Annotated in this window: 27 protein-coding genes and 1 pseudogene; 16 read left to right on the top strand and 12 right to left on the bottom strand. The window is 59.0% G+C overall.

What is annotated here, in order from left to right:
• Nucleotides 1-56: 56 nt before the first annotated feature.
• From ACZIRK_RS23555 to ACZIRK_RS23515, 9 genes are all read right to left on the bottom strand, one after another.
• Nucleotides 57-2,171, bottom strand: coding sequence for a DEAD/DEAH box helicase (locus ACZIRK_RS23555; protein WP_130222994.1), 2,115 nt, complete (start codon nt 2,169-2,171; stop codon nt 57-59).
• A complete protein-coding gene (locus tag ACZIRK_RS23550) occupies nt 2,171-3,094 on the bottom strand; it encodes a HamA C-terminal domain-containing protein (RefSeq protein WP_463328173.1) in 924 nt (307 codons plus the stop codon). The genes ACZIRK_RS23555 and ACZIRK_RS23550 overlap by 1 nt, the downstream gene beginning before the upstream one ends.
• A gap of 353 nt (nt 3,095-3,447) precedes the next feature.
• Nucleotides 3,448-3,648 (bottom strand): amidohydrolase family protein, encoded by a 201-nt coding sequence (locus ACZIRK_RS23545; RefSeq protein ID WP_165435038.1) that lies wholly within the window; start codon nt 3,646-3,648, stop codon nt 3,448-3,450.
• 338 nt (nt 3,649-3,986) lie between these two features.
• On the bottom strand, nt 3,987-4,175 hold the full coding sequence (locus ACZIRK_RS23540) for a hypothetical protein (protein ID WP_130222990.1): 189 nt from the start codon (nt 4,173-4,175) through the stop codon (nt 3,987-3,989).
• A gap of 116 nt (nt 4,176-4,291) precedes the next feature.
• Nucleotides 4,292-4,861, bottom strand: coding sequence for a peptidase S14 (locus tag ACZIRK_RS23535; RefSeq protein WP_130222988.1), 570 nt, complete (start codon nt 4,859-4,861; stop codon nt 4,292-4,294).
• Between the two features lie 309 nt (nt 4,862-5,170).
• Nucleotides 5,171-5,830, bottom strand: coding sequence for an outer membrane protein (locus tag ACZIRK_RS23530; RefSeq protein WP_028161675.1), 660 nt, complete (start codon nt 5,828-5,830; stop codon nt 5,171-5,173).
• Between the two features lie 472 nt (nt 5,831-6,302).
• Nucleotides 6,303-6,569, bottom strand: a complete 267-nt coding sequence (locus ACZIRK_RS23525; protein WP_130222986.1) for an HGGxSTG domain-containing protein — start codon at nt 6,567-6,569, stop codon at nt 6,303-6,305.
• A complete protein-coding gene (locus ACZIRK_RS23520; RefSeq protein WP_463328172.1) occupies nt 6,566-7,228 on the bottom strand; it encodes a hypothetical protein in 663 nt (220 codons plus the stop codon). Before ACZIRK_RS23520 ends, ACZIRK_RS23525 begins: the two co-directional genes overlap by 4 nt.
• Nucleotides 7,229-7,447: 219 nt before the next feature.
• Nucleotides 7,448-8,128, bottom strand: coding sequence for a MarR family winged helix-turn-helix transcriptional regulator (locus tag ACZIRK_RS23515; protein ID WP_463328171.1), 681 nt, complete (start codon nt 8,126-8,128; stop codon nt 7,448-7,450).
• A gap of 144 nt (nt 8,129-8,272) precedes the next feature.
• Here ACZIRK_RS23515 and ACZIRK_RS23510 point away from each other — a divergent pair, with 144 nt between their 5' ends.
• The 4 genes from ACZIRK_RS23510 to ACZIRK_RS23495 are packed head-to-tail and all read left to right on the top strand — an operon-like array spanning nt 8,273 to nt 11,478.
• Nucleotides 8,273-9,244: a tripartite tricarboxylate transporter substrate binding protein gene (locus ACZIRK_RS23510; RefSeq protein WP_165435036.1), complete on the top strand. Its 972-nt coding sequence runs from the start codon at nt 8,273-8,275 to the stop codon at nt 9,242-9,244.
• Nucleotides 9,202-10,611 (top strand): aromatic ring-hydroxylating oxygenase subunit alpha, encoded by a 1,410-nt coding sequence (locus ACZIRK_RS23505; protein WP_130222982.1) that lies wholly within the window; start codon nt 9,202-9,204, stop codon nt 10,609-10,611. The genes ACZIRK_RS23510 and ACZIRK_RS23505 overlap by 43 nt, the downstream gene beginning before the upstream one ends.
• Entirely contained in the window at nt 10,604-11,134 is a 531-nt protein-coding gene (locus tag ACZIRK_RS23500; protein ID WP_130222980.1) for an aromatic-ring-hydroxylating dioxygenase subunit beta, read from the top strand. Before ACZIRK_RS23505 ends, ACZIRK_RS23500 begins: the two co-directional genes overlap by 8 nt.
• Nucleotides 11,135-11,145: 11 nt before the next feature.
• Complete coding sequence (locus tag ACZIRK_RS23495; RefSeq protein WP_130222978.1) at nt 11,146-11,478, top strand: non-heme iron oxygenase ferredoxin subunit; 333 nt, start codon at nt 11,146-11,148, stop codon at nt 11,476-11,478.
• A 112-nt stretch (nt 11,479-11,590) separates the two neighbouring features.
• On the opposite strand, the gene ACZIRK_RS23490 is transcribed toward ACZIRK_RS23495, so the two are convergent.
• Nucleotides 11,591-12,277 carry a TetR/AcrR family transcriptional regulator gene (locus tag ACZIRK_RS23490; protein WP_283813233.1) on the bottom strand — a complete coding sequence of 229 codons (687 nt, stop codon included), beginning with the start codon at nt 12,275-12,277 and terminating at the stop codon, nt 11,591-11,593.
• Nucleotides 12,278-12,456: 179 nt separating this feature from the next.
• Between ACZIRK_RS23490 and ACZIRK_RS23485 the strand changes: the two genes are divergently transcribed.
• From ACZIRK_RS23485 to ACZIRK_RS23430, 12 genes and pseudogenes are all read left to right on the top strand, one after another.
• Nucleotides 12,457-14,178, top strand: a complete 1,722-nt coding sequence (locus ACZIRK_RS23485; protein WP_130222974.1) for a thiamine pyrophosphate-binding protein — start codon at nt 12,457-12,459, stop codon at nt 14,176-14,178.
• A gap of 2 nt (nt 14,179-14,180) precedes the next feature.
• Complete coding sequence (locus ACZIRK_RS23480; RefSeq protein WP_130222972.1) at nt 14,181-14,975, top strand: SDR family NAD(P)-dependent oxidoreductase; 795 nt, start codon at nt 14,181-14,183, stop codon at nt 14,973-14,975.
• Nucleotides 14,972-15,277: pseudogene (locus ACZIRK_RS23475) on the top strand (alcohol dehydrogenase catalytic domain-containing protein); the annotation flags it as partial. The gene ACZIRK_RS23480 and the pseudogene ACZIRK_RS23475, both read left to right, overlap by 4 nt.
• Before the next feature lie 87 nt (nt 15,278-15,364).
• Entirely contained in the window at nt 15,365-15,919 is a 555-nt protein-coding gene (locus ACZIRK_RS23470) for a zinc-binding dehydrogenase (protein WP_245474504.1), read from the top strand.
• Between the two features lie 37 nt (nt 15,920-15,956).
• Nucleotides 15,957-17,108 (top strand): ABC transporter substrate-binding protein, encoded by a 1,152-nt coding sequence (locus ACZIRK_RS23465; RefSeq protein ID WP_456643708.1) that lies wholly within the window; start codon nt 15,957-15,959, stop codon nt 17,106-17,108.
• A 115-nt stretch (nt 17,109-17,223) separates the two neighbouring features.
• Entirely contained in the window at nt 17,224-18,099 is an 876-nt protein-coding gene (locus tag ACZIRK_RS23460; RefSeq protein WP_463328195.1) for a branched-chain amino acid ABC transporter permease, read from the top strand.
• Entirely contained in the window at nt 18,096-19,034 is a 939-nt protein-coding gene (locus tag ACZIRK_RS23455; RefSeq protein WP_130222964.1) for a branched-chain amino acid ABC transporter permease, read from the top strand. Before ACZIRK_RS23460 ends, ACZIRK_RS23455 begins: the two co-directional genes overlap by 4 nt.
• The gene (locus ACZIRK_RS23450; protein WP_130222962.1) at nt 19,031-19,792 is read left to right on the top strand and encodes an ABC transporter ATP-binding protein; all 762 of its coding nucleotides are present in this window, start codon (nt 19,031-19,033) and stop codon (nt 19,790-19,792) included. Before ACZIRK_RS23455 ends, ACZIRK_RS23450 begins: the two co-directional genes overlap by 4 nt.
• Nucleotides 19,793-19,842: 50 nt before the next feature.
• Nucleotides 19,843-20,544 (top strand): ABC transporter ATP-binding protein, encoded by a 702-nt coding sequence (locus ACZIRK_RS23445; RefSeq protein ID WP_207230923.1) that lies wholly within the window; start codon nt 19,843-19,845, stop codon nt 20,542-20,544.
• Nucleotides 20,545-20,645: 101 nt separating this feature from the next.
• Complete coding sequence (locus ACZIRK_RS23440) at nt 20,646-21,098, top strand: nuclear transport factor 2 family protein (protein ID WP_463328168.1); 453 nt, start codon at nt 20,646-20,648, stop codon at nt 21,096-21,098.
• Nucleotides 21,099-21,117: 19 nt separating this feature from the next.
• Nucleotides 21,118-22,734, top strand: coding sequence for a linalool dehydratase/isomerase domain-containing protein (locus ACZIRK_RS23435; RefSeq protein ID WP_130222960.1), 1,617 nt, complete (start codon nt 21,118-21,120; stop codon nt 22,732-22,734).
• A gap of 7 nt (nt 22,735-22,741) precedes the next feature.
• Entirely contained in the window at nt 22,742-23,281 is a 540-nt protein-coding gene (locus ACZIRK_RS23430) for an SCO family protein (protein ID WP_130222958.1), read from the top strand.
• On the opposite strand, the gene ACZIRK_RS23425 is transcribed toward ACZIRK_RS23430, so the two are convergent.
• Nucleotides 23,278-23,958 carry a TetR/AcrR family transcriptional regulator gene (locus ACZIRK_RS23425; protein WP_130222956.1) on the bottom strand — a complete coding sequence of 227 codons (681 nt, stop codon included), beginning with the start codon at nt 23,956-23,958 and terminating at the stop codon, nt 23,278-23,280. The two genes, ACZIRK_RS23430 and ACZIRK_RS23425, sit on opposite strands and share 4 nt — an antisense overlap.
• 508 nt (nt 23,959-24,466) lie before the next feature.
• Complete coding sequence (locus ACZIRK_RS23420) at nt 24,467-25,054, bottom strand: DUF308 domain-containing protein (RefSeq protein ID WP_130222954.1); 588 nt, start codon at nt 25,052-25,054, stop codon at nt 24,467-24,469.
• Nucleotides 25,055-25,154 lie beyond the last annotated feature (100 nt).

Here is a 25,154-nt window from a genome sequence, read left to right as displayed (position 1 = left end):
TCAGGATCAGTACAGATTGTCGCCTGAGTGCTCCGCCGCGCCTCGGGCGCAACATCCTATGAAGAGTCTTCCGACGTCTGGGGCTCGTCAGGGGTGATCCCATCGAAGAAGAAGCGCACAACATAGCGATCAAAAGGTCCTAGAGATTTGGTCGCCAGCACAGCGTTACTTCCCAAAAACTTGAATCGCTCAAGTGTTCTGAGGAGATCCATTTCAGGGTCTTCGAAATCGATGAGACCGGCCGCATGGATTTTCTTCGATATCATGCGCGGTAGGCCGTATTCCTCCAGATGGTACACTGCACTGGGGAGGAACGCGCGGCTCATCCTCCCTACGAACCCTGAAATATCGACAGAAGGGTTCACGATGATCTTATGAAGCTCATTTGCGTCGCCGAGGAGAGCAGACAACTTAAATGTAACAGTCCGCTCCAGTTTGAAGAAGTCCTCTATGCTTATACCATTTTGTCTCAAGGACGAAATTATCTGGGACAAGTCATCACGCCAATTGTGCGCAATCGCCTTGGTGACATTCACCACGTTAGACCATGTTGTATCCCAACCGCGGGGTTTGAGTTTGAGCACTTTATATAGCATGGAGTCCCACTGAGCAGGATTTGGCGAGTTGAGATAGCCGAACCCCTTCCACTCATCTGGGGCGTCCTTCATGTCTTTCGCCAAACGCAGCAGAAAGTCTGCGTCGCTGTCCTGCAGAACATTTTCTTTCTTGAGACGTGCGAATTGCTCCTCGCCAATGATGTTGGACATTTGGGTTCTGTACTCGACGATCCGTTCAATTTGACGGTCTGTCAGCTGGTCTGCATCGCCATCTTCGTCGAGAGTCCCCAGCATCTCATCTGGAAATGAGATTTCGAGTTGGGCATCTTCAGATTTCGGGGGCGCATCTAATAGGAAGATGTTGCCTACGAAGTACTTGAACATGCGCCCGCCGCGGCCGATGATATTTTTGTATGTAAAATCCTTGAGGTTGGTGCTGCCAACCTTACTGCGCCATACGATCACATTCTGTGCAGAAGTGTTGACGCCCTCAATGATGGAAGACGTGGAGACAATGCTGTCAAACCCGTCCTCATACTCAAACAGCTTGATCTGCAGCTGGCTGAGGCATCTGTGCATGCTGCCATTGTGAACCCCGACGGCTCGCTCAACCAGATCGGCCAAGAGCCAGTCTTTTTCGTAGTTTTCCCTCAGCCACTTGGCGAAAGCTGAGGTATATATCCGATCTACGGCCGGCAGGTTCTTGATTACAAGATCGGCAATTTTTCGGATTTCAGAGTAAGTACCAGCGTAGACGAGTGATTTTTGATCGCGGGGAGAAATCAGCTCAATAAGCTTCGCGCCTTTCTTGGCGGCGTCTCCTCCAAATTCCTTGTACGGTTCTCGAATATCCAAGTACACCGTATTGAAATCGAGGAGTTCAACAAACTCCATGTCGCGCGTGAACGCATTATCGTTGAGTTTCTTGATGTTCGGAGCAAGGTAGTACCGCTGGTTCGCCTTCTTCGAGAGTTTTAGAATCGCTTTTATGAGAGAGGGGGCACGATCGGGATCATGCTCTTGGCTCGCCTTGTAGAATTCATCTACGACGAGAAGGTCGATCTTTTCTAGGGACGCCAAGTATCCGAAGGCGCGCTCCTGCGGAAAGATGAAGATGTTCTTAGATCCAAGCCGCGTATCCGGTGCGGTTATGATCGTGTAGTGCTCGGAGAATTTCTTGAACAGTCGCCTTCGTGTTTCGTCCATTAGCGCGATTGTCGGAACGATGATCACAACTGTGTCGGGATGCTTCGCGGCTACAAATGCGTCGATGATGAAGCTCTTCCCGAAGCTCGTCGGGGCGCTTACCGCGATGCTCTTTCCGTTCAGGAGCTTGGCGAGGACAGTGGATTGCTCTCGGTGCAAGGTTGCCAATCGGCGGCCAACGTCGACCTCAAACGCGTGATGCACGTATTTCTGATCCCACGACGCGCTCTCAAGCTGCAGGTAGGGAAACAGGCCGGTCGCTCGGATCATATGATTCACTAACTGCGGGTAGGGCGTCTTGGCCCGATCCAAATCTGCCAGTAGTCGTATCAACAGATTTCTGGCAGCCATCTCATTCTGAATGGATAGCAGCCCATTGATCTCCTGACAGGTCTCAAAAATCTCCATCATTTCTGTCCTTTGTAGAAGGCCACGGCGTGGACAAACGCATCAACGATCTTCTTCTTGCTTGGGACCGGAAAGAGTATGATGTGGAAGTTGAGATCATCGTATTTATAAACTGAACTGGATTTTGCGATCTGCTTTGAAAAGTAAGACGCAGCCCTTTCCTTGTGAAATGCTGCTAGTGCCCTCTTGTAGTTCTCCGACAATTCGTTCGCGGCCGCTGTCGTGGCGCATTCGTGCAACAAAAGGATTGGTATATGAATTTTCGCCTTTAGATTGTCGATCGACTCGCGGTTGCTTAAAGCAGCTTTGATCTTCTCTCGAAGGCCTGCGGCAATCGGCAGTCCATCCAGGTCTGAGACGCTGGTTATTATCGCGTTTTCTTTTTTCAGCTTATCGGTCGACAGCGAGTTCAGAACGGAAGTCACTACTGCATCAAGTCGAGCATCCGCTATGGAGTTGTAAAATTTCGCTTCGCCGAACCAAAGTGTAAAGTCGTCGCCTTTCACCACAACATGTACGCTGTCTGCTCCCTTGGCATTGTCCTGAACATTCTGTTTGTAAAAAATCTTCGGAACTACCGGCAACGCGCCAAAGCGATGGCGCATCAGTCCATACAAGAACACTTCTGCTATTTCGCTGCCCTGACCCAGCTCATCCTTGTCAGTCAATCTGAGGTTCTGAGCAGCCGCTATAAGGCTGCTGTGACTCTGGTCAACAAGTGCGGATCGCTCTCTTTGCGACAAGGCGGTTTGAGCTATATTGTCCCAGAGGTAACTTTGGAATTTGAGATACCGCCACTCGGCGTCCTCGAAGTCGTTGATTAAGCTAAGAACCCGCTTGTTTACTAAAGTAGTGAGCTGAGACACGGAAGTGATTCCGGCAAGAGCGTCATCAATAAGGATCTCGAATGACAAGCCGGCCATTGATATAATTGTCCCCCCGAAAAATATACGCATAGTCCAAATTGATGTAGGTTCCTACCGCACATTCCTAGGTAGAGGGGGGAGCTGCACACATTTGCCCCGTTTTTTGTCTGATGAGAGTTGCGTTGGCCCAAAGCGTTGGCTCGGAGCTAGTGCAAGTAGACGCGGAGACCGCCGTAACGGCGCTGCCTGTAAGGTACTCCTGTGAGGAAAGGCGCCACCAAAACCCATAGTTGCGATCAAAATGCCAAGAAAGATCGCGGAGCCGTTGCCATCTATCGCGATCGGGAAATCGTCAGGAGGCGCCTCCCAGGGAGCGACGCTACGCTGGCCGCCTCAGGGCCGACCGAAGACTAGTCAAATCCGTAAAGAGTCTCGGGATTCTCAACAAAGATTCGATGTATCAGGGCCCTGTCTTCCACCCACACATGAACGGCCTGGACCAGGTCGCCGTCATCGGACATCGTTTCATATCGAACAGGATGCGGCCAATTGGTGCCCCACACGATCCTGTCGGGCCGAAAGTCGAGAAATCTGAGTGCGACCGCCGGCAAGCCGGCCGGTCCCTGCGGAAGCTGTCGCAGTGGACAGGCTTGCGCATTCCAGAGTTACTCCCAGCGCTGTAGCAGTGGCCACACCCGCGCTGTTCGCGGAAAGCCCAACTGCCCCCAGAATCAACAGACCACGGGAATATTTTACATGAGGACGAAAGGAGAGCACCCTCTCTCTTCCGCTACGGACATCCCGCTCGGCGAAGCAATCCTCGACTGGCGCTCCTCTCTGTGCGACACACTCAGCCAATCGGGTGGTTAAAACCTAAGTCTTTTCAATGCACTCTGGCCTCGCTCTCAGTTTCCCCTAGGTAGCGCCCGACTGCTCTTTGCAGACCCACTCACTTCATCTCTTCCAGCAGCTTCCGCGCTTCACCCAGCAACGCCTGAATCTGCCTTCGCTCGGCGATCGCATCCTTGGTGAACAGGCCGTGCACCGCCGGGGAGCGGCACGCGCCACTGGTGCGGGTTTTGGCGCCACAACGTGGGCTCGCCAGCATCGGGCCGGTATTTCTGATGTGATCGCTCATGCCTGTGCGTCCCGCTTGGCATCAGCGGAAGCTTGCCCTCGCTTGGAGCCAGCGGCCTTCGGCGGCTTCCGCGCCGCCGATGCCGGCCGATGCATCACCTGCTCTCGTCGCTTGGGTCATAACACCCCCGCGATTAGCCCGAGCTTCAGCGCCTCGTTCGCCTCGACGTACCAGTTCGATGGGGCGCGCCGGATGACTTCCTCAAGCGTCACGCTCGAACCGCTGATGAGGTTCTGAAACCCCTCGTTCTGGATATCGATCGAGCACTGAATTTCGTTGATGATCGCCTGCACGTTGGCAAGGCACACGGTGAGCGGCCCGTCGATATTCAGGGTCCGCGTCAGTTTGCGCTCGTGGATCATGAGGCGGGAGCCGCGGGTCAGATAGCGATTCTCGCGGGCGAAGAAACTCATAAAGGTCGTCCCGGCTGAATAGATCGCAGCCTTGCCGAGGAATACCAAACGCCGCGCCGGCTCCATCTCGCTCGCATAGCGGATGTCCTCGCCCATCATGCGCGCTACCTCCGGATCGCCGCCAAGGGTTGAAAGTTCGATCACGACGAGATGCTGGCCTGCCGCATTGTCGAATTGCTGGCGGAAGCTGACATACATGCTGTAGTCGATCACCCCTGAGAGAGCGACGGCGGGATTCTGGAAGGCGGATGCCGGAAGGATATCGGCGGACATCCTGATCACCTCAATATCGAGCGATGAAGAAAACCAGCAGAAGATCGCGGGGTAGCACCCTGCAACGCGATCTGAGCCTCAAGGTTCCGTTGAAAGCCGGGAATCGATAACCCAGCCTTCTCATTCCAGTTCGAACAGGCGCAGCCGCTGTGGCTGCACGAAAAAATTAAGGCGCAATAAAAAGCTCCGCTATCCGAACGCTATAACGGGGCCGGTCTTAGGGGGCGAGGCCTTGGCGCCCTCGCCTCATTCGCCGCAAAACAAAAGGCCGGCAGATGCCGACCTTTTGCCTTCGAGCTGTCGCTCGGGTTAGTACGTCACGAGGCCGGGGCCGCCCAAATTGAAGCGGTAGTTCAGGCCCGCCTTGACGGTGTGTTCGTCGTTGCGGAAGCTGCCGACCGGCAACCCCGCCAAGAACACATCGACGTTGCCGAAGTCATAGTACTGGTATTCGAGCTTGGCCGACCAGTTCTGGGCGAACATGTATTCGAGGCCGGCACCGACGGTGTAGCCGTTGCGATCATTGTCGCCGTTGAAGCCATTGGTGAAGCGCGTGTCAGCCCAAGCATAACCGCCTTTGACGTACAGCAAAGCCGGTCCCCAGGTATAGCCTAGACGGCCGGTCACCGAGCCGAGGCCACGATTGGCGAAGCTGCTGTTGGTATCGAGAAAACTATAGTTGGCTTCGAGGCCGAATACCCAGTTCGGCGAGAACTGATAGTCAAAGCCAACCTGTCCACCACCCATGAACGTGCCGTCGTCGTTGTTCCCGAAGCTCGGATCGAGGACGTTGCTGTCACCACCGAAGGCTCCACCAATGTGACCACCGATATAGAATCCGGTCCAGTTGTAGACCGGAGCGACCGCGGGGGGCGGGGCCTTCGTGTAGGGACGGGCGGCAAGATCAGCGGCCGAAGCAGTACCCGCCAACATAAGCAGTGCGGCGGAAGTCAAAAGAGCGCGTTTCATACGTTTCTCCACTAGCAAGCTCTAACTTGCACGGGCTAACGCGCCCAACGCATTTTCGACAATCGGAACCAGCCGACTTTTGACAAATCACCTGAAGTGTGGCGCTGTTGCATCATACCTGACAGAGGAAGCCGAGAAGCTCGTTGTACGCTTAAACGCGCTCGGACGATCGAACTATCCGCTGAATGGCGCCTGAAGCGGGCTCACACTGAGGTTAAGATCTGACGCACCCGAGCTTCAGGCGCGTGAAGGAACTGTTCTCGTGATTCAGTTCCGCCAGGTGCGATTAGCTGCAGCCGGGTATGCGAGGACCATCCGGACAGGCCGTGGCTGGGAGATCGCGCGTGCGATTGCGGCGGAGCCGGTGCGCCCTGCCGCTTCCAATCCCAATGACGAAGAGACCCTACCGATATGTCGACAGGGTTCAAAGCGGATCCAGTGGAAGGCGCGATGACGAATCGTCGCCTGCAAGTCACTTCATCTCCTCCAGCAGCTTCCGCGCGTCACCCAACAACGCCTGAATCCGCCTTCGCTCGGCGATCGCATCCCTGGTGAACAGGCCGTGCTTGCGCGCGTTCTGGTTTGCCTTTGGCGCGCCGGAACCCGGTGCGCCGCCGTGCATGCGGCAGCGTTTTTTGCCGTGCACCGCCGGCGAGAGGCACGCGCCGCCGCAACGGGTTTTGGAGCCACATCGTGGGCTCGCCAGCATCGGGCCGGTATTTCTGATGTGATCGCTCATGGCTGTGCGTCGCGCTTGGCATCAGCGGAAGCTTGCCCTCGCTTGGCGCCCGAGGCTTTCGGCGCCTTCCGCGCGGCGGAGGCCTGGTTCTTGTCGGAAACGATCACGCTCGCGTGCTGCGTGACGTTGCCGACAATGGCGTTGCCGCCGTCCTCCACCTTCACGTTCTGCACGGTGATGGCGGGCTCGCCATGGCTGCGGTAGCGGCTCAGCGCATCGATCTGGGCGGGAAAGGTGCGGGCGAGCCTGCCCAAGGCGCGCGCGGCGCTGTCGTGCTGGGCGAGGTCGTCGGCACTGGCGAGGTGATGGGCGCATCGCATCGCCATCACATGAACCGAAACCATCTGCGCCACCAGCATAGCCTCGATGGAATCCCTTGGGCGAATGCTCTTCATCATTGAAATCATGAAGGACAGGGTGACCTCGTCGGGGCTTCCGTCGCTCACGCTGGCCCTGACCAATTGCCGGAGGATGCCACCCATCGCATCGCGATCGGTCGCCCCCAGCGCGTTCGCCATCAGCTGTTCGCCGAGCTCCGGATCGGGATGGTCGATGGAGAATCCGTGCGACGAGAGCCTTATCCGCGGGGCTGCGGCAGTTTTGGCCGGGTCGGTTGCGGCGATCGCCGTTGGCATGGCGAGGCTTGGGGCGGTGTTCATGTCGAGACTCCCTGGCAGGTGCGCGGCAAGCGCGCGCGGTTCGGCCACGCGCGAGGCCATCGTTCGCCGCGCGGAGCCGGTGCAATTTCAATTGTGCGTGAGGATGCGGGTGAGGATTCCTGGACTGCAGGTCGCAACCGACACGCCCGCTATTGCGGGGCGACAGGCGTTTACAAGATTGCGGGATGATGAAGGAATGCCCCTGATTTGCCCGACGTGTCAAGTTGCCATTCGAGCGCTAGCTGCCGCCTGCACCTTTGCATGGGGTTGTTTTCGATATTCGGGCTCCTTGGTCACGTCGAAATTCGAGGAGGGACATTCATCATCCTTGTCCATGAAGGCGATGCGGCTCTCCAAATGCTGAGCGGTGAGGATGAAGTCCTCAATCTGCTTTCGACTAAGGCCTCCGAGCAGCCTGTCGTGTCGCTTCACGATCTCGACGAAACATCGATCGTTGAGTTCTTGGCCTTGACGCGTCAAGGCAATGACGGTCCGCCGCCGAGAGCTTCCGGACACGTTCTTGATCGTGACGATCTTGCGGTCGGACAGAACGCGAAGCGCGCGGCTGACGGCGGCCTTGTCCAGACTTCCAAGGGTCCAGATATCGTAGGCGCTCGAAGGCCCCTTTGCCGCAAGAAACGATATGATCCGCCAGTCCAGCCGCGTTATCCCGAACCGTTCATCGAAAAAGATCTGGGCCGATGCCCTCAAGCGGGTCATGAGGCGCGAAACGACAGTGGGAATGTAACGGTCGAAGTCGATGACGCGCCTATCGTGATCGATCGACGGCCTGAGGTCCCTCGACTTCCGCTTCATCGTACTTGTCGCAGAGGACTTCTTCGCTTTTGCCATGACTATCGCCAATTTTCTGTCTGCGCCTTGGAGCGGCCGCGAGACCATGTCCCGGGTTCTGCTGGCCTGACGGCTCAACGTACCGGATCGGTCATTCTTGCAATAGGTGTAAAAGCAACTATGGTGCCTCGCGAAGTGCCCCGACCGAGAGGGCGTACGCGGCCGCGTGACGGCCCGAAGGTGAGGAACAGTATGATAGACCGTCGACGGCTTCTCGCTGCAATGTCGGCTTTCGCCGGGTTTTCCGGCGCCAAGGCATCGGCGCAGGATCGATTTCCTTCGCACAACGTCCGTTTCATCGTGCCATTCACGGCTGGCGGGCCGACCGACGTCATCGCTCGAATCATTAGCGATGCAATGGCCGCGAAATGGTCCGTACCCGTGATCGTCGAGAACAAGCCGGGCGCGGGCACCTTGATCGGTACGGACACCGTCGCCAAGTCGGCTCCGGACGGACACACCATCGGCGTGGTCATCACCGCCCATGTCATCAATCCTGCGGTGCGCGCCCAGATGCCGTTCGACACCGTGCGCGACCTGCGCGGGCTTACCCAACTGGCCGAGGCCCATATGGTGGTCGTGGCCAATCCCTCGTTCCCGGCCGACGACATTCCCGGCCTGGTGAAAGCCGCCCGTACGCAGAATGAGCCGCTGGCCTACGCCACGCCGGGGCCGGCGACCGCTACTCATATGGCAGCCGAACTGTTGCAGAAGATGGCCGATATCAAGATGCTGCACGTTCCCTACAACGGGAGCGCAAACGCCCTCACCGACGTCCTCGCCAACCGCGTGCCGTTGATGTTCGACGTGTGGCATTCCGTACAGCAGCACGTGCGGGAGAAGACCATCAAAGTCCTGGGCGTCACCAACGCCACTCGCATTCCCAATGCGCCGCAGTATGCCTGCATCGGCGAGACCTATCCCGGCTACGAGGCGAACTCGATGTTCGGGCTGGTGGTGCCGGCCAAGACTCCGGACCTGGCAGTCAACGCCTTGTCGAGCGACCTGATTGCGTTCGTCAAGTCGCCGGGCTTCGCTGCCAAGGCCGAGGCTTTCGGCATGCAGCCGGTCGGTTCGACCCCGCAGGACTTCGATCGCTTCGTGGTCGGTGAAATCGACAAATGGAAGAAGATCGCCTCCGACGCCAACATTCGGCTGAACTGACCGACGAAAAGGAGCCGACAATGACTGTTCACCATCGTCCCGAATGCCTCGTCGATGACCGTCCCGCGGACAAGGCGTTTCATGTATCGCGCGATGCCTTTACCGATGTGGAGATCTTCGATCTGGAGATGAAGCACATCTTCGAGGCGACATGGTCGTTCGTGGGCCTCGAGTCCCAGATTCCGCGCCCGCACGACTACGTCACCACCTTTATCGGCCGTCAGCCGGTATTGCTGATGCGCGACGGGGAGGGCAGGATCGGATGCTTTCTGAACACCTGCCGACACCGCGCCACCGTCGTTTGCCCTTTTAAGCGAGGGCGGCAGAAGTTCCATGTCTGTCGCTATCACGGATGGGCTTACGACAGCGCAGGCAAGAATATCGCGGTGACCGACCGGGAGGATGGTCAGTACCCCGCCGGCTTCGACGGAGCTGATCGCGACCTCGTTCCGGTCGCGCGGCTGGACAGCTACCGCGGACTCGTTTTCGCCAGCCTGTCGGCCGACGTGCCGTCGCTGCCGGAATACCTCGATGACGCCAGGACATTTATCGACCTCGTTGCCGACCAAAGCCCCGTAGGCCAGCTCGAGTTCGTGCCCGGCGACATCACTTACACTTTCGACGCCAACTGGAAGCTGCAGTTCGAGAACGGCCTCGACTATTATCATTTCGCATCGACGCACAGTTCATACGTCGATATCCTGGCGCAACGCGTCAAATCCGGCGATACCGTCGGATTCACGAGCGAGAAGCCGGACGAAGTTGAGGGACAAGGGAGCTTCAATTTCAAGAACGGCCACGCGGTCAACTGGTCGATCAAGCGACAGATGCGCTACGGGCGTGCGCTGGCTGCAGATCCGGCAGGCCTGGCTGAAGTAAAGAGCCGGGTCGGCGACATCAGATTGAAGTGGATGCTGCGGCAGCGCAACCTTACCATCTTTCCAAATTTGCAGATCATCGACATCAGCTCCGCGCAGCTGCGCACATGGAGGCCGCTGTCGGTCGACAAGACGGAGATGACCTCGCATTGCCTGGCACCGGTCGGCGAGAGCGCCGATGCGCGTCGTTTCCGTATCAGGGCATACGAGGATTTCTTCAATCCAAGCGGGCTTGCGACCTCCGACGACAACGTGATGTACGAATTCTGCCAGACCGGATACGCGGCGCAGGCCGGTGACACGCTTGGGCATTTGAGAGGTCTTGAACCCATGGGGGTGGCCGGCGATCACGTGAGCGAGCTTGGCATCTCGCCGCAAGAGTACGCATTCGGTAAACCCGGCTTCGGCGGTGAAACCAACTTCCATTCGGGCTACCGGGAATGGCGCCGGTTGCTGGAACTCGCGACCAAGGGGGCGAACAATGCCTGACGCTGCGCCCCTCAATCATCGTTCGGCATCACTTCACGATCATGCCGAGGTGGAGCGGCTGTTGTTCGTCGAGGCGCATCTTCTCGACGACAAGGCCTGGGACGCCTGGGCCGAGCTCTACCGCGCCGATGCCGTGTTCTGGGTGCCGTCGTGGCTCAACGAATACGACCTGGTGACCGACCCGGATACCCAGATATCCTTCATCTATCACACCTCCCGAGCCCAGTTGCAGGAGCGGATCGGCCGCATCCAGTCGCGCAAGTCGATCACGGCATTGCCGTTACCTCGTACCCTGCACGTTATTACGAACACAGTGTTGTCGGAGCGGGACGAATCTTTCGTCGAGGCGCGGTCCTCTTGGACAACGCACGTGTTCGATCCGCGAACGCGGCGGCAGCATCTGCATTTCGGGGTCTACGAGCATACGCTGGTTCGCAGCCCCGAGGGCTACCGCATCGCTCGCAAGAAGATTGTCATCATGAACGACTGCATTCCAACCGTCGTCGATTTCTACAGCATCTAGGAGGCGTTTACATGACCGTCGAAACGACGAACGGCACGTGGTGCGTGGCAGTAGCGATGACGGATGTTGCGGTAGACGCGCCCGCTGCCTGCAGTGTGGGGCAGCATGAGATCGCGGTCTATTTGGTTGACGGAACATACTACGCGACGTCGAATATCTGCACGCATGCCTCGGCGCTGCTCGCCGATGGCTTGATGGATGGCTGCGAGATCGAGTGCCCGCTTCACAACGCTCGCTTCGATATACGGACGGGAGAAGCGCTGAGCAGCCCCGCCGAAGTGGACCTTGAAACGTTCATGACTCGCGTAGTCGGCACCAATGTCGAGGTGTTGATCCCAAGCTAAGAGTTCGCGTCGGAGAAAGTGGACGAGAATAGCGGACTTGGCGAAGGTACCTATTATCTATCTCGCAACGCCGCTTCGCTTGTCCAAGCCCACAAGGCATTTTGCGGCTGCATTATGCGCGATCCTGACAAGGCGGCCGCCGCCACGAGTCGATAAGGGAAGTGACGACGAATTCCGTCATTTTCAACGGGTCTGTCCAATTCATCGTGCGCGTGTAAATCGGAAACGCGACGATGCCGTGTACGGCCGCGATCAGGCTGTCAACCGCGCACTTGGCGTCGAGCGAGGAGGAGCCGCAGCCGGCGAGCAGATCCCTGACTATTCGATCGTAAAGAGAATAGGAGCGTGCCACGATCGCAGAGCGTCCGAAGGGAACTCCCGTTGCGTCCTTGACCGCAATCTTGTGTGGCGGAAGAGAGAACAGCATTTGATAATGGTCGAAATTGTCGAGCCAGTACCGCGCTACTCCAAGGAAGACTTTGATCACCCGCTGCTCGGGGTCTGGCTCGCTCGCGGCGATTCCCTCGAAGGCGACTACGGCCGACAGCATGTCCTCTTCGCGGATTGCAAGCAGCAGCGCGCGATGATCGTCAAAGTATTGGTAGATCGTTCCGGGCGAATAGCCGGCTGCTGCCGCGATACTGCGCAGCGACACGTTTTTTGATCCCCGATCAGCCAAAAGCTTACGACCTGCTTTGATGAAGGCCGCTCGGAGCTCGTTCCTAGCCTTGTTCGTGTTGGCGCGGGCTCGCGGCTCTCGCCGGGCCTTCGCAAGCTTCGCTGGACGTGTCTTGCTCAAGTGAACCTCTGGATGTGCTGCCTCTTTTATCCGGTGAGGAAGCCTTGCCGCAACAAGCCGTGCCCAAATAAATAAACGCGTTCATTTTTGTGATTGACATTATTGAACGCGTTCAGATAGTTTTTCGAAAGCTTCGGCGGTCGGTGCGGCCGTCCAAAAAGAACGATGGGAGGCTCGCGGTGGCTCAAATTGATGGTGGGCAGGCTTTGGTCGCAACGCTGAAGCGGTTCGGCGTCGACACCATCTTCACGCTGCATGGCGGTCACCTCGACTGCGTCTATCAGGCGGCGGTGGCGGAAGGCTTCCGCATCATCGATCATCGACACGAACAGGCGGCGGGGATTGCCGCGACCGGATATGCGCGAACGACCGGAAAGGTCGGTGTGGCAATGGTTACCGCAGGTGGTGGCATCACGAACGTGGTCACGGCGGTCGCCAATGCCTATTCCGACTGCGTCGCAAGCGTGTTTCTCGGAGGGGCGCCGCCATTGCGAGACTTCGACGCGCTGCCGGTCAACAGCGGCTACGACCAGTTATCGGTGATGGGGGGCATCACCAAATGGTCTCATCGTGTCACGCATGTCGAGAGGTTGCCAGACCTCCTCGGGCGGGCTTTCCACATCGCGCGAGAGGGGCGGCCCGGGCCGGTTTACATCGATCTCCCGAGCGACGTGCTGTTCGCTCTGGTCGAAGAGAGCGATGTCGCTTATCCCGATGGCGAGGCGAGGGTATCGCGGCCCGCGCCGTCAACGGCCGCGGTGGCGGACGCGCTCGAATTGCTGCGAAGTGCCGAGCGTCCCGTCATACTCGCCGGTGGCGGCGTCGCTTATTCGGGAGGCGGCCCTCTACTGACGCGGTTTGCAGATTTGTCCGGCATCCCCGTCGCGACCAACAACAAGTCGCGCGGCGCGCTGGCGACCGACAATCCTCTCTGGGTGCGGGGTTTCGGAACGCTGGGCGCAGCCGCAGCCCGCGGAGCCGGGCAGCCCGATGTCGTGCTGCTGCTGGGCGCGCGGCTTGGTCTCTACACCGGAGGCCGCCGCAAGTCCGTCATTCCGGCTGATGCCAAGATCATTCAAGTTGATATTGCGGCTGAAGAGATCGGCCGCGTGCGCGGCGTGGAGCTCGGCATCGTGTCCGACTGCCGGGAAATGCTGGAGGCGCTGATCGCGCAAGCAGGCAATGGCCCGTGGCCCGACCGCCGCGAGTGGTTGGCCGGCCTCCGAGGGGATCATGCGCCGAGACCTCCGGCTCCTAGCCCGAGCGAAGGGCTCACCCCCGCATTGTTGGCTTCCACGCTCGCCTCAGCTGCTCCGGACGATGCGATCTTTGTGCTCGATGGTGGCGAAACGCCGGCCTGGTTCGATGCCTTCGCCGCAAGCAGCAAGCCCGATCGTTGGCTCGGTCATGGCTATATGGGGATCATGGGCGAAGGTATGCCGCTCGCCGTCGGCGCGCAGGTCGCCCATCCCGACAAGCGCGTGATCTGCTTCTGCGGCGACGGTGCCGTCGGGTTCAACTTCGCGGAATTCGACACGATGGTGCGTCACAATCTCCCGGTCGTAGTGGTCGTCAACAATGACCAGCAGTGGGGCATGTCCGCCCACGGCCAAGATCTGATCTATGGGCCTGGCAAGCGCGTCGCGTCGGACCTTGCCGCGACGCGCTACGATCTCGCGGCCGCCGGGTTCGGAGCGCACCCGGAATACGTAACCAGCTTCGAGGAACTGGGACCGGCCTTAAAGCGTGCACTCGCCGCCGACCGGCCGGCGTGCATCAATGTAATGACCAAGCCGGTGATGAACCCGATCACTCAGCGCTTCATGGGACTTGCCGCGCAAGGCTTGCGCAGTCCCGAAGGCAAAGCGCGCGTTCCCTATGCCGATGTTTTGGAGGTGTGACGATGGCATCTAACCCTCGTTTGGATGGCAGAGTCGCAATGGTGGTCGGCGGGGGATCCGGCATGGGGCAGGCCGTCGCGCGCCGACTATCGCAAGATGGAGCGCGCGTTGCGGTGGTTGATCGCGACCTGGACGCAGCCAGAGTTACGGTAGGTATGTTGAAGGGCGAGGGGCTGGCCCTCGCCGCTGATGTGGTCAGTGAGGCCGCCGTCGCGAATGCGACAGATGCAATCGCGAAATCGTTCGGACGTCTGGATATCGGCATCAATGCTGCGGGAATCGGAATCAGCTTGGCGCTGACCGATCAGACGCTTGAGCAGTGGCAGCGCGTGCAAGACGTAAATCTCACCGGATTGTTTCTGTGCTGCAAATACCAGGCGCTGCAAATGAAGGTGCACGGCGGAGTCATCGTGAACTTCATCTCCACCAATGCCGAGCAGCCGGGTGAAGGTCTGTCCGCCTACTGCGCCTCGAAAGCCGGCGCGGCGATGCTGACGCGAGTCGCGGCCATGGAATTGGCAGCGCACAAAATTCGCGTCGTTGGGATCGGGCCAGGGCTCACCGAAACACCAATGGTCAGTCGGCTGCTGTCGTTGCCACAGGCTCGCGCCGAGTTCGTCGACAATATCTTGCTGGGCCGTCCCGGTCAGCCCGATGAGGTGGCGGCTGTTGCGGCGTTTCTGGCGTCGGATGAAGCAAGCTATATCACCGGCGATACAATCTATGTCGACGGCGGTGCGCTTAACCGTCGCTATCCCAGCCTGGCTTCCCGGTCGGCTCCGAGGACCGCCTCATGAAGGCGCTAATCTACGCAGGCGACCACTCGGTGCGCTTCGCCGACATTCCTTCGCCGCGACCGGCCGCAGGCGAGGAGATCGTCGACGTCCTGGTCGCCGGGGTCTGCGGAACCGACCTCGGTGCGGTCCGAAGTGGCCGGCCAGCGCTACCGATCGGCTTGACCATCGGACACGAATTCGTCGGTCGCAGGCAGCGGGACGGTGCGCTCGTCGTCGCTAATCCGATCCTGTCCTGCGGAGAATGCCGTGCCTGCCGCGAGCGGTGTCGCCATCTCTGCGAGAAGCGTCAGGTCTTGGGTGTTCATCGCAATGGCGCGTTCGCCGAAAGCGTTTTGGTCCCGGCGCCTAGTCTCGTCGAAGTAAGCCAGCTAGACCTGACGCGGGCCGCAATGGTCGAGCCGATCGCGACGGCGCTGCACGCGTGGCGGCTGTCGCCGATGCCGCGGCGCGACGTTGCCGTGCTGGGTGCCGGACCGATCGGCATGTCGCTGCTTCACGTGCTCAAAGAGAACGGAGTCGCGAACATTACCGTCACGGATATCGCCCCTGAGCGGCGGGCCATGGCATTACAATGCGGTGCCGATGTCGCCACTGAGACGGCGGAAGGCATCTACGATGCGGCCTTCGACACAGTCGGCGCCGTCACGACACGCCGAAATGCAGTCGAAAATATTCGCCCGGGAGGCACAGCCATCCTGGTCGGTCTGCATTCTCCCGAATTTGCGGTCGCGGGCGGGCCTGTGGTTGCAGGTGAACGCACCATACGAGGCTCCTTCGCCTACTCGCACGACGAGTTCGTCGAATCGATAGGCCTCGCCAAAAGCCTCGACACACGCTGGATCGCTTCCGTTCCATTCCATCGGAGTGCGGACGTATTCGCCGCCCTTTTGATGGGAGCCGGAGATCCGGCCAGCGTCAAAGTGCACTTCAGCATCGCGGACTAAGCCGACGGAAGATCGGAACCAATCGGGGGAAGGAAAAATGAAGAGACTGTTTAAGAATCTGTTAGCGGCGATGGCTGTGGTTGCCGCGTCGCATGCTGTAAACGCGGCGGACGATCCCATCAAGATCGGCATTCTGCTGTCGACGACAGGAGTCGTTGGCTTCATCGGCGATCCCGAACAGAAGGCCGTTGAGCTATATGTCAAGAAGATCAACGATGGCGGCGGGGTGCTCGGACGCAAAGTCGAACTCGTCTCGTACGACGACGCATCCGAACCTGCTCGGTCGAGCTCACTGACCAAGCGGTTGATCGAGTCGGACCGTGTGGACCTCATCATCGGCGGAACTATCACGCCGAGCGCAATGGCAATGATACCGCTGGTCGAACGGGCTGAGATTCCCTACATTTCGGTCGGCGGAGGGCTGCCGATCGTCGATCCCGTGAAGAAGTGGGTGTTCAAGACACCACACACCGATCGTCAGGTCGCTCAGCGCATTCTTCAGGACATGAAGGCGAAGGGCTACACGAAGATCGGCCTTCTGTCCGAAACGGCGGGCTTCGGGCAATCCGGCCGCAAGGAAATCCTGGAGAATGCCGCGAGCTACGGCATCACGGTGGTTGCCGACGAGAAGTATGGTCCGAAGGACACCGACATTACACCGCAGCTAACGACGATCAAGAATGCGCCAGGAGTTGAAGCTCTGTTGATCTTCTGCGGCGCCGGCACCAGTCCGGCGATGGCGGTCAAGAACAAGGCAAGACTGGATATCAAGCTGCCGCTCTACCTGCCGCATGCCGTCGTCAATCAGGAATTCTTGAACCTGACGGGTAGCGCTTCCGAAGGCGCGCGGATGCCGACGGCTGGCTTCGTCGTTCCGGATGGCGTCGCAGCCGACGATCCACAGAAGCCCGTGATCGACGGCTTCTACGCCGGCTACAAGGAGATGTACAAGGAAACGCCGTCGCCATTCGCCGGCAATTCGTACGACGCCATTGTCATCGCAGTCGACGCGATCCGCCGTGCAGGCTCGACCGACAAGGCAAAGGTACGCCAAGCGATCGAGGAAACGCGCAAGCTCCCAGGCCTTAATGGCGTGTTCACGATGTCCGAGACGGACCATCTGGGTCTCGCGTTGACGTCCTTGCGGATGCACGTCGTCAAACACGGAAAATTCGTGCCGGAAAACTAGTCCGATCCGCGAAACGGCTCGCCGACATCCTCTGATGACGGGATGCCGCGGCGTCGACGCAGCGGCCGATGTGTGCGCGCTGAAGAACGCCTCTTCAGCGCCTACGGAGCAACCAATGCTATCGCAATTCCTTCAATTCCTACTGGCAGGCCTGACCGTGGGGGCGACCTACGCACTCGCGGCTCTCGGCTACACCCTCGTCTATAACGCGAGCGGAATGATCAATTTCGCCCAGGGTGAATTCATCATGCTGGGCGCGATGACGGCCTCGGCGTTGGTCGCAGCCGGCTTTCCCTTGTTGAGTTCGCTTGCCATCGCTATCGCGTTCACCACGCTCGTCGGCTTCGCTATGGCCAAATTCGCTGTTGAACCGGCACGTACGACTTCGATGACTTCGCTGATAATCATCACGCTTGGAGCCGGCCAGGTAATCCGAGGCGCTGTCGAAATCGGGCTAGGCAAGGGGAACCATGCCTTGCCCGGGCTTTCCGATGACCGCCCTCTGAATGTCCTTGGCGCTGCGCTGGCTCCGCAGGCGCTTTGGATCATGGGGATTTCACTCGTCATCGTGATTGCCCTGTTCTGGTATTTCAACGCGACTATGCACGGCAAGGCTCTGGTCGCCACTTCACACAATCCACTGGCCGCTCAGCTCGTTGGCATCAACACGATGGGAGTGCTGACGCTTTCGTTCGCCCTTTCGGCGGCGCTAGGTGCGATCGGGGGCGTGCTGCTCGCCCCGCTCACTTTCACTAGCTACAGCGCCGGCACCATGCTTGGACTCAAAGGCTTCGTCGCCGCCGCCTTCGGTGGCCTCGGTAGTTCGGTCGGAGCGGTCGTGGGCGGATTAGCCCTCGGAGTGATCGAGGCGATGACGGCCGCGTACATTTCCGCCGCCTATAAGGACGCGGTCGCCTTCGTCCTGATCATCCTGCTTTTCCTTCTCGCACCGCACGGCCTATTCGGTGCCAAGACCTCGGATCGCGTATGAATATCTCACGACGCTTCGCCGGGCTCGGAGTCTTGGTTGCTGGGCTCGCGATCTTTCCCCTGCTGGGACCCAACGCCTTCGTCTACGATATGGCGATCCGAACGATCATCAACGCGGTCGTCGTGATCGGGTTGAACCTGCTGTTCGGCTACACCGGACAGATCAGTCTTGGTCATGCCGGCTTTCTCGGCCTGGGCACATACGCTTCCGCGATCTTGACGACGCATGCCGGCTTGCCGCCGCTTGTCGCGCTTGGAATGGGCGCAGCAGGTACCGGCATCCTGGCCTTCGTGATCGCACGGCCGATCTTGAGCCTGAAGGGTCACCATCTGGCCATGGCAACGCTCGGCATGGGCATCATCGTCTCCATCGTGCTCAACAACGAGATGCAATACACGGGCGGGTCGGACGGCATGTCCGTTCCGGCATTGGCGATCGGCCAATGGCAACTGAGAGGTGACCGCAACTGGTATCTTCTGGTCTCCACGCTGTTGCTGATCGCCGTCTGGGCGGCGACAAACCTCGTGCACTCGCCCGCTGGACGTGCCCTACAGGCGATCCGTGGCTCGGAAGTAGCCGCCCGTGTCGCCGGCGTCGACGTCACCAGCGTGAAGGTAAAGGTATTCGTACTTTCCGCCATTGTAGCGAGCGTCATGGGGAGCCTCGAGGGGCACTATCTGGAATTCGCGACGCCCGATAGCGCGGGCTTCGTGCGTTCGATTACGCTGATGGCGATGGTAATCGTGGGCGGTATGGCATCTATCGCGGGCTCATTGATCGGCGCGGTCATGCTGACCGTGCTTCCGCAAGCTCTTTCAGCCTTCGAGGGCGGCGAGACAGTGGTGTTCGGCATCATACTGGTCGCAACTATGATCTTCATGCCCAATGGCCTCGTGCCGACGGTGCGCGATCTAGTGGCGAGGGTCCAGACATGAACTCGCTCGAGGTCAGAAATCTATCGAAGCGATTCGGCGGTGTTACGGCAGTCGACGATCTGTCGTTCACGGTCGAACCCGGATCCATTTACTCGATCATCGGGCCCAACGGAGCCGGCAAGACGACTGTCGTCAACTTGCTCTCGGGAATCTATCTACCTACTGCGGGCACCATCACCATGATAGGTGAGCCTACCTCGGGTCGATCGCCGGACAAGCTCGCCAGACTGGGTCTTAGCCGCACGTTTCAGAACCTCCAGATATGCATGAACATGGACGCCATCTCCAACGTGATGATCGGCGGTCATATCCGTTTGGATCCAGGCTTCGTGAGCGCGCTGTTGCATTTGCCGCATATCCGCAAGCAAGATGCGGATTTGCGCGCAGAAGCGGACGCACTGATGGCCTTCGTTGGTTTGTCCCAGTACCGGAAAGCGCAGGCATCGCAAATGCCGTATGGGGCGTTGAAACGCATTGAAATAGCGCGGGCGCTGGCTGCGAAGCCGCAGATACTGCTTCTCGACGAGCCGGCCGCCGGGCTCAATCACGTCGAAACGGAAGAAATCTCCGTCTTAATCGAACGAATCGCGGCGACAGGAGTGACCATCGTTCTCGTCGAGCACGACATGAAGCTGGTGATGCGGGTATCGACGCGCATTTTGGTCCTCGACTACGGCAGGAAGCTTGCCGAAGGCCGACCGGAAGACGTGCGGGCTGATCCGCAGGTCATTGCGGCTTATCTCGGAGCTGCCGCATGAGCGTTATTCATCAGTTGGCATCCGCCATGCCCTCCACAGAAGACGAGCCGCTGCTCGAAGTTAGCGGGCTCAAAGCTCGATACGGACCGATCGAAGCGCTTCATGGACTCGATTTCTCCGTGGCGAGGGGACAATTGGTCGCGCTGGTGGGTGCCAACGGCGCCGGCAAGACGACGCTCCTGCGCGTCCTCTCCGGCGTGCATCGTGCGGCAACCGGGACGATCCGCTTCGAGGGCGCCGAGATCTCGCGGCTTGCGTCCCACAAGCGCGTGGCACTCGGAATCTGCCAGGCTCCGGAGGGACGCCAAGTCTTCGGTCCGATGTCCGTCGAGGACAACATCCGTCTCGGTGCCTATCGCCGGCAGAACGGTCAAATCGACCAGCGCATGGAGCAGGCCTATTCGCTCTTCCCTGTGCTGAAGGTGAAGCGCAAGTTGCCGGCCGGAACGCTTTCGGGCGGTCAGCAACAGATGCTTGCGATCGCGCGCGCCCTGATGGGCGAGCCAAAGCTGCTGCTGCTCGATGAACCGTCGCTCGGACTTGCGCCGCTTCTCGCGGCGGAGATCTTACGCGTGGTGGATCGGCTGCGACAGGATGGCATAACTATTCTCCTGGTCGAGCAGAATGCGCGCGCTGCATTAGCGATCGCCGACGTCGGTTACGTCGTGGAGACCGGCCGGATCGTCAAGTCGGGATCCGGATCCGACTTGCTGCAAAGCGATGACGTGAAGCGCGCGTATCTCGGAATGTAGCGTAGAGGCTCAGGTGATAGACATCGACCATCGTATCATCAAAGCGGGACTCAGGTCGTTCTCCAAGCACCAAGGATGATGAAAAAGGGAGAAAATTCGGCGTGACCAGATTGGACAAACAGACACTGGAGAATGTCGGCCGGTCTTGGGTGGAGGGATGGAATAAGCACGACGCCGACGAGTTCGCGCGCCTCTTCAGGGAAGATGGTGAGTACATGGATACGGCCTTCGGCGCGTTGCGTCGCGGCCGCGACTTCATGAGACGTCATCATCAACTCTGGCATCGAGCCATTTCCGGCTTTCGAATGGTCCCCGAGAGAATCATAGCCGGTGATTCTGTCGTGGTGGTTCAAGCAGTCGGTGAGGGGACCTTCGACGGCGAGAGCCTCGGCGGAGGCAAAGTAGTCGCAACGGGCAAGACCTTTCGTGCTCGTCTGTGCGCCGTATTGGCCATCGCAGACGATGGCAAAATAGCCAGGTGCTCGGAATACTACGACAGAAGCCTGATGCCTGACGGTCAGCAGGCCCCATTTCACGATCTCGACCACATCTAGGAACCGAAGGAGCGATAACATGCCGGCTTCGAAGCTAGGAAAGGTCAATCGGAAGGCGCCCGACGTTTCGCGGTTTCCTGTCCTCGATCCGCTGCAACTCGGCCATTTGCGTCATATTCAGAATCTTGCCAGTCAGCCCGACGGCGAATGGTCCAAAATGGGTATCCCGGACCCTGGGCAGGAATGGCTGGACTCCTATCGCTATCAGCTTGCGCAGATGGCTTATGCGATCGGCTTGGCCCATTACCACCGATTGCCGGCGGCGCCCGCAGCATTTCGCGGCACTTTCGACAGGCTGATCCACAAGATGCTGCGCCGCGAGGTCTGGGGCTACTGGAAGGACACGAGCCAGTCGGGGCTGTACGTCAATCCGGACATCAAAGAGCTGCGACAGGGATGGACCGATCCGGTGGTCCGCGAGAACATTATGTATAGCGGACATTTGTCGGCCATGGTGGGCATGTATGGCATGCTGTTCAACGACGACAGCTACGATCAGCCCGCCGCATTGACCTTCGTGCATAACCCGATCTTCTGGGGGATGGGGCCTGAAAAGTTCGAGTATAGTCGCAGCTCACTCACCGAGGTCATCTACTGGCAGATGGTCGAAAACGGCTGGCTGGGCGTAGCCTGCGAACCGAACTGTATCTTCATCGTCTGCAATCAATTTCCCATGCTTGGTTTCCGTTTCTCGGACGTGCGCAAAGGGACCTCGGTGGCCGACGAAGCAACGCGGAGCTACCGCGCGGCTTGGGACAAGAAAGGCATCTTCTCGGCGGAAGGATGGTTTCACGGTTGGTGGCGCGTCGAGCAAGATGATTTCGTGCCGCCGAAAAGCGTCGGTTGGACAGCATGGGGCGGTGCAGTCATGAACACATGGAACCGCGATTTCGTACACGGCATCTATCGGGATCAATTGCGGGGAGTCCTGAAGTACGGTCGTGACGGCCTAGTATCGCTTTACCCGAACTCCGTGGTGCCGCAAGTGCGCAAGGCGCTCGATAACGGTCGTTCGGTCGATGGCATCGAGGATCGCGCCTATCCATGGCCAATGCCGGATTTTGGTTACGTCGCCATGCTGCTCTCCGAAATGGGGGATAGCGACCTGAAAGGTCTGCTCGCGCATGCCGACCGACACATGTCGCCGACCTGGAGCGACGGCGGCCTCTACTATCCGCGCAGCGATCAATCCTATGATGAGGATGGCAACCTCATCCGTATGGATCGGCTCACCGGCAACGCGATGCTGGCCTACGCTCGTCTCAACGTGCCGGACGGGCTTTGGGCTCTTTATAACAAGCCTTGGAACGGTGAGCATTTTGCTCTTCCGGCCCTGCGGCGGATCACGTCCGCTGTCGACGTAACGCGCGCAGTGTACGATCAAGTTGAGAGATGTCTGGTCGCGACGCTTCAACCGAGAGACGCAGGTGCGCTAGATGTTGACCTTGACATTGGACCACTGGCGCCGAATGCGAGTTGGACCCTCTTCATCGACGACGTCGCTGTCTCCGACAGTCGCGACGGGGCGCTCGTGAGTACGGATTCCGTGCACGTCGCAGCGCGCGACCAGACTCTTGCCGTGGGCGTCCGGCTGGAGAAGCCAACCACGCTCATTCTTGAGATTGGCGATGTCTGACTGTTGTATGGGAGAATCGGGCAGCGGTCAGACCGTCCGGGTCGGAGGTTCCTTCGATCTGATCGATCATTACGGCAACCCCGTAACCGATGGTAGCTATCGCGGCCAATTCATGTTGCTGTTCTTCGGTTTCACCCATTGCCGGGCCGTGTGCCCGGCGGCTCTTTTATGTCTATCGCGGGTCATCGACCGGCTCGGGCCGTTGGCCACGCACCTCCGACCGCTCTACATCACGGTCGATCCGGAGCGCGATACTCCGGCTGTCATGAAGGCCTTCCTGGAAGGCAAATTCCCGCATTTCACCGGCTTGACCGGCTCGCGGGACAACATCGAGCACGTCAAAAGGCTCTATAAGGTCTTCGCGAGGCGCGCGGCGGATCCGGATGACGCGGCCGGGTATCAAATGCCCCATACGGCTTTCACGTATCTGGTCGGACCTGACGGCAAGTATATCACGCATTTCACCGATCCGAGCGACGAGGACGAATTGGTTCAACGTATCGGCAGGCACATCCGCTGCACATCTGCTATTTGCGGAAATGTCTAGCGTTCGTGCCGAAGCCAGGTGGAGAGGAGGGCATCGAGCACCTCTTCCGCCATCTTGATCGGGCTGGACCATTCGAGAGTGTGGGTGTGCAGGGTGAAAGCGACGATTCCGTGGGTCGCGGCGATCAGAGTGTCGGTCGCCACGCGTGGCGAGCACGGGGGCGTAGCGTATGGAGCAAACAGGTCGTCTACCAGCTGCCGATAGAGTGAGTAGGACCGGAGCACTACAGCCGAACGTCCGAACGGCGACCGGCCCGGCTTGGCGGACTGTTCAGGACGAATTGAGAACAGGACCCTGAACTCTTCGGGTCGTTTCAGCCAGTGCCGGATGGCAGCGAGGAAGACCGTCCGCAACCGCTCTTTCGGGTCAGCAACCCGCTTCGCTATCCTTTCCAGATTGTCCACCACGCGGGACATGTCCTGTTCGCGTACCGCGATGAATAGCTCGTGCTGATCCCTAAAATACTTGTAGACCGTCCCTGGTGAGTAACCGGCCTTGGCTGCAATCTTGCGCAAAGAGACTGTCGATGGATCCTCGACAGCAAACAAGTGCCGTCCGACAGCGATCAGATTATCTCTGACATCCTTTTTCTGTTCGTCAGTCCGCGCCCGCGCGCCTGGCGCAGGCCGTCTCCCGAGGACAGGTCTATTTTCGTTGGTCGATTGTTCGCGCTTCATGTTTGGGCTCTTGCAGCAGGGTCTCGGCTCGCAATCAGGAACTTGCTCGATTTACCTGTAGAAGCTGTCTTTGCAAATGGCAGTTCGGGGCCGATTTGCCTCGAAGCGCCGACCAAAACAGCCCGCTGGACGCACCGGACCATCGTTCGGCTCCGTTTGACATCACTTGCGAGCGTGGAAGGCGGAATAGGACGATCAAGTATCGCGAGAAGTTCGTCGACGGATTTGAAAAAAAACTTTGCCAAGGCTGTACAATGGGACGATGGCAAGCTGATCGTGAGGGGCGGCTGATGTAGTTGGTGGCTCGGCGAATTCGATCCGCGTTCGATCAGATTGTCTCACAGCGTAATCCCGCGCCCGCTTCGCACCGAGAGCTGAAGGCTGACCGATAAAGCCTTTTTTCGACGGGCATCCGCTCCTCGAAAACAAACCCATGAGCCGACGCCTACTCGGCGCGCTGCCCGTTACGCGTCGAGCAACGCTCCGTTTCCCGTTAGGGCGACCGTCCCTACGCGGCGGTATGGATCGTTCCGCGACGAGCGTCCCTTACCGTCAGCCAGATCGCCGAGATTAGGAAGTAGAAGGCGCCAAAGGCAGCATAGGGTGCGATGTCGGCGATGCTAGGCACGTTCGCGCCGCCCGCTACGTGAATGAAGAACACTCCAGCCAGGGCGGATTGCGCGCCGCTCAGAATCATCGCCCATTGTGCTCCATAGGATTTCCAGCGGCGGACGCCCGTCGCAAGTTGAAATGCGCCGGACAGGACGGCCCACACACCGAAGACGGCCAGAACGGCGTTCATGCTTTGCGTAAGCGCTGCGGCGACACCGAACATCGTGAGTGCACTGACCACGAGATTGAGCGTCTGGCTCGGGTTGCCGACGAGGCCGCCGTTGCTCGCCGCATCCACATAGTTCGCGGCCGCGTCCCAAGCCGGGTAGACAATCAACATGACCGCAGCGACTTGCGGAACGTGGCGTCCAAGGGTGAAGGCAAGAGCTACCCAGATCAGCGAAAAGGCCGCGCGAACATAGTAATATCCCTTCAACCAACCGGACGCCGAGACGGTCGGAACTTGCGATCGTTGACTTTGCATGTTTGATAACTCCGCTATTTGTCTTCCTACTAGTAGGTAGGATGGCGAGTGTCAATAGCCGCAAACCACGACGCTTTCAGCGATTGACACTCTACCAACT

This window comes from Bradyrhizobium sp. Leo114, from assembly GCF_055229415.2.
This window is presented reverse-complemented; position numbering and strand designations above follow the sequence as displayed.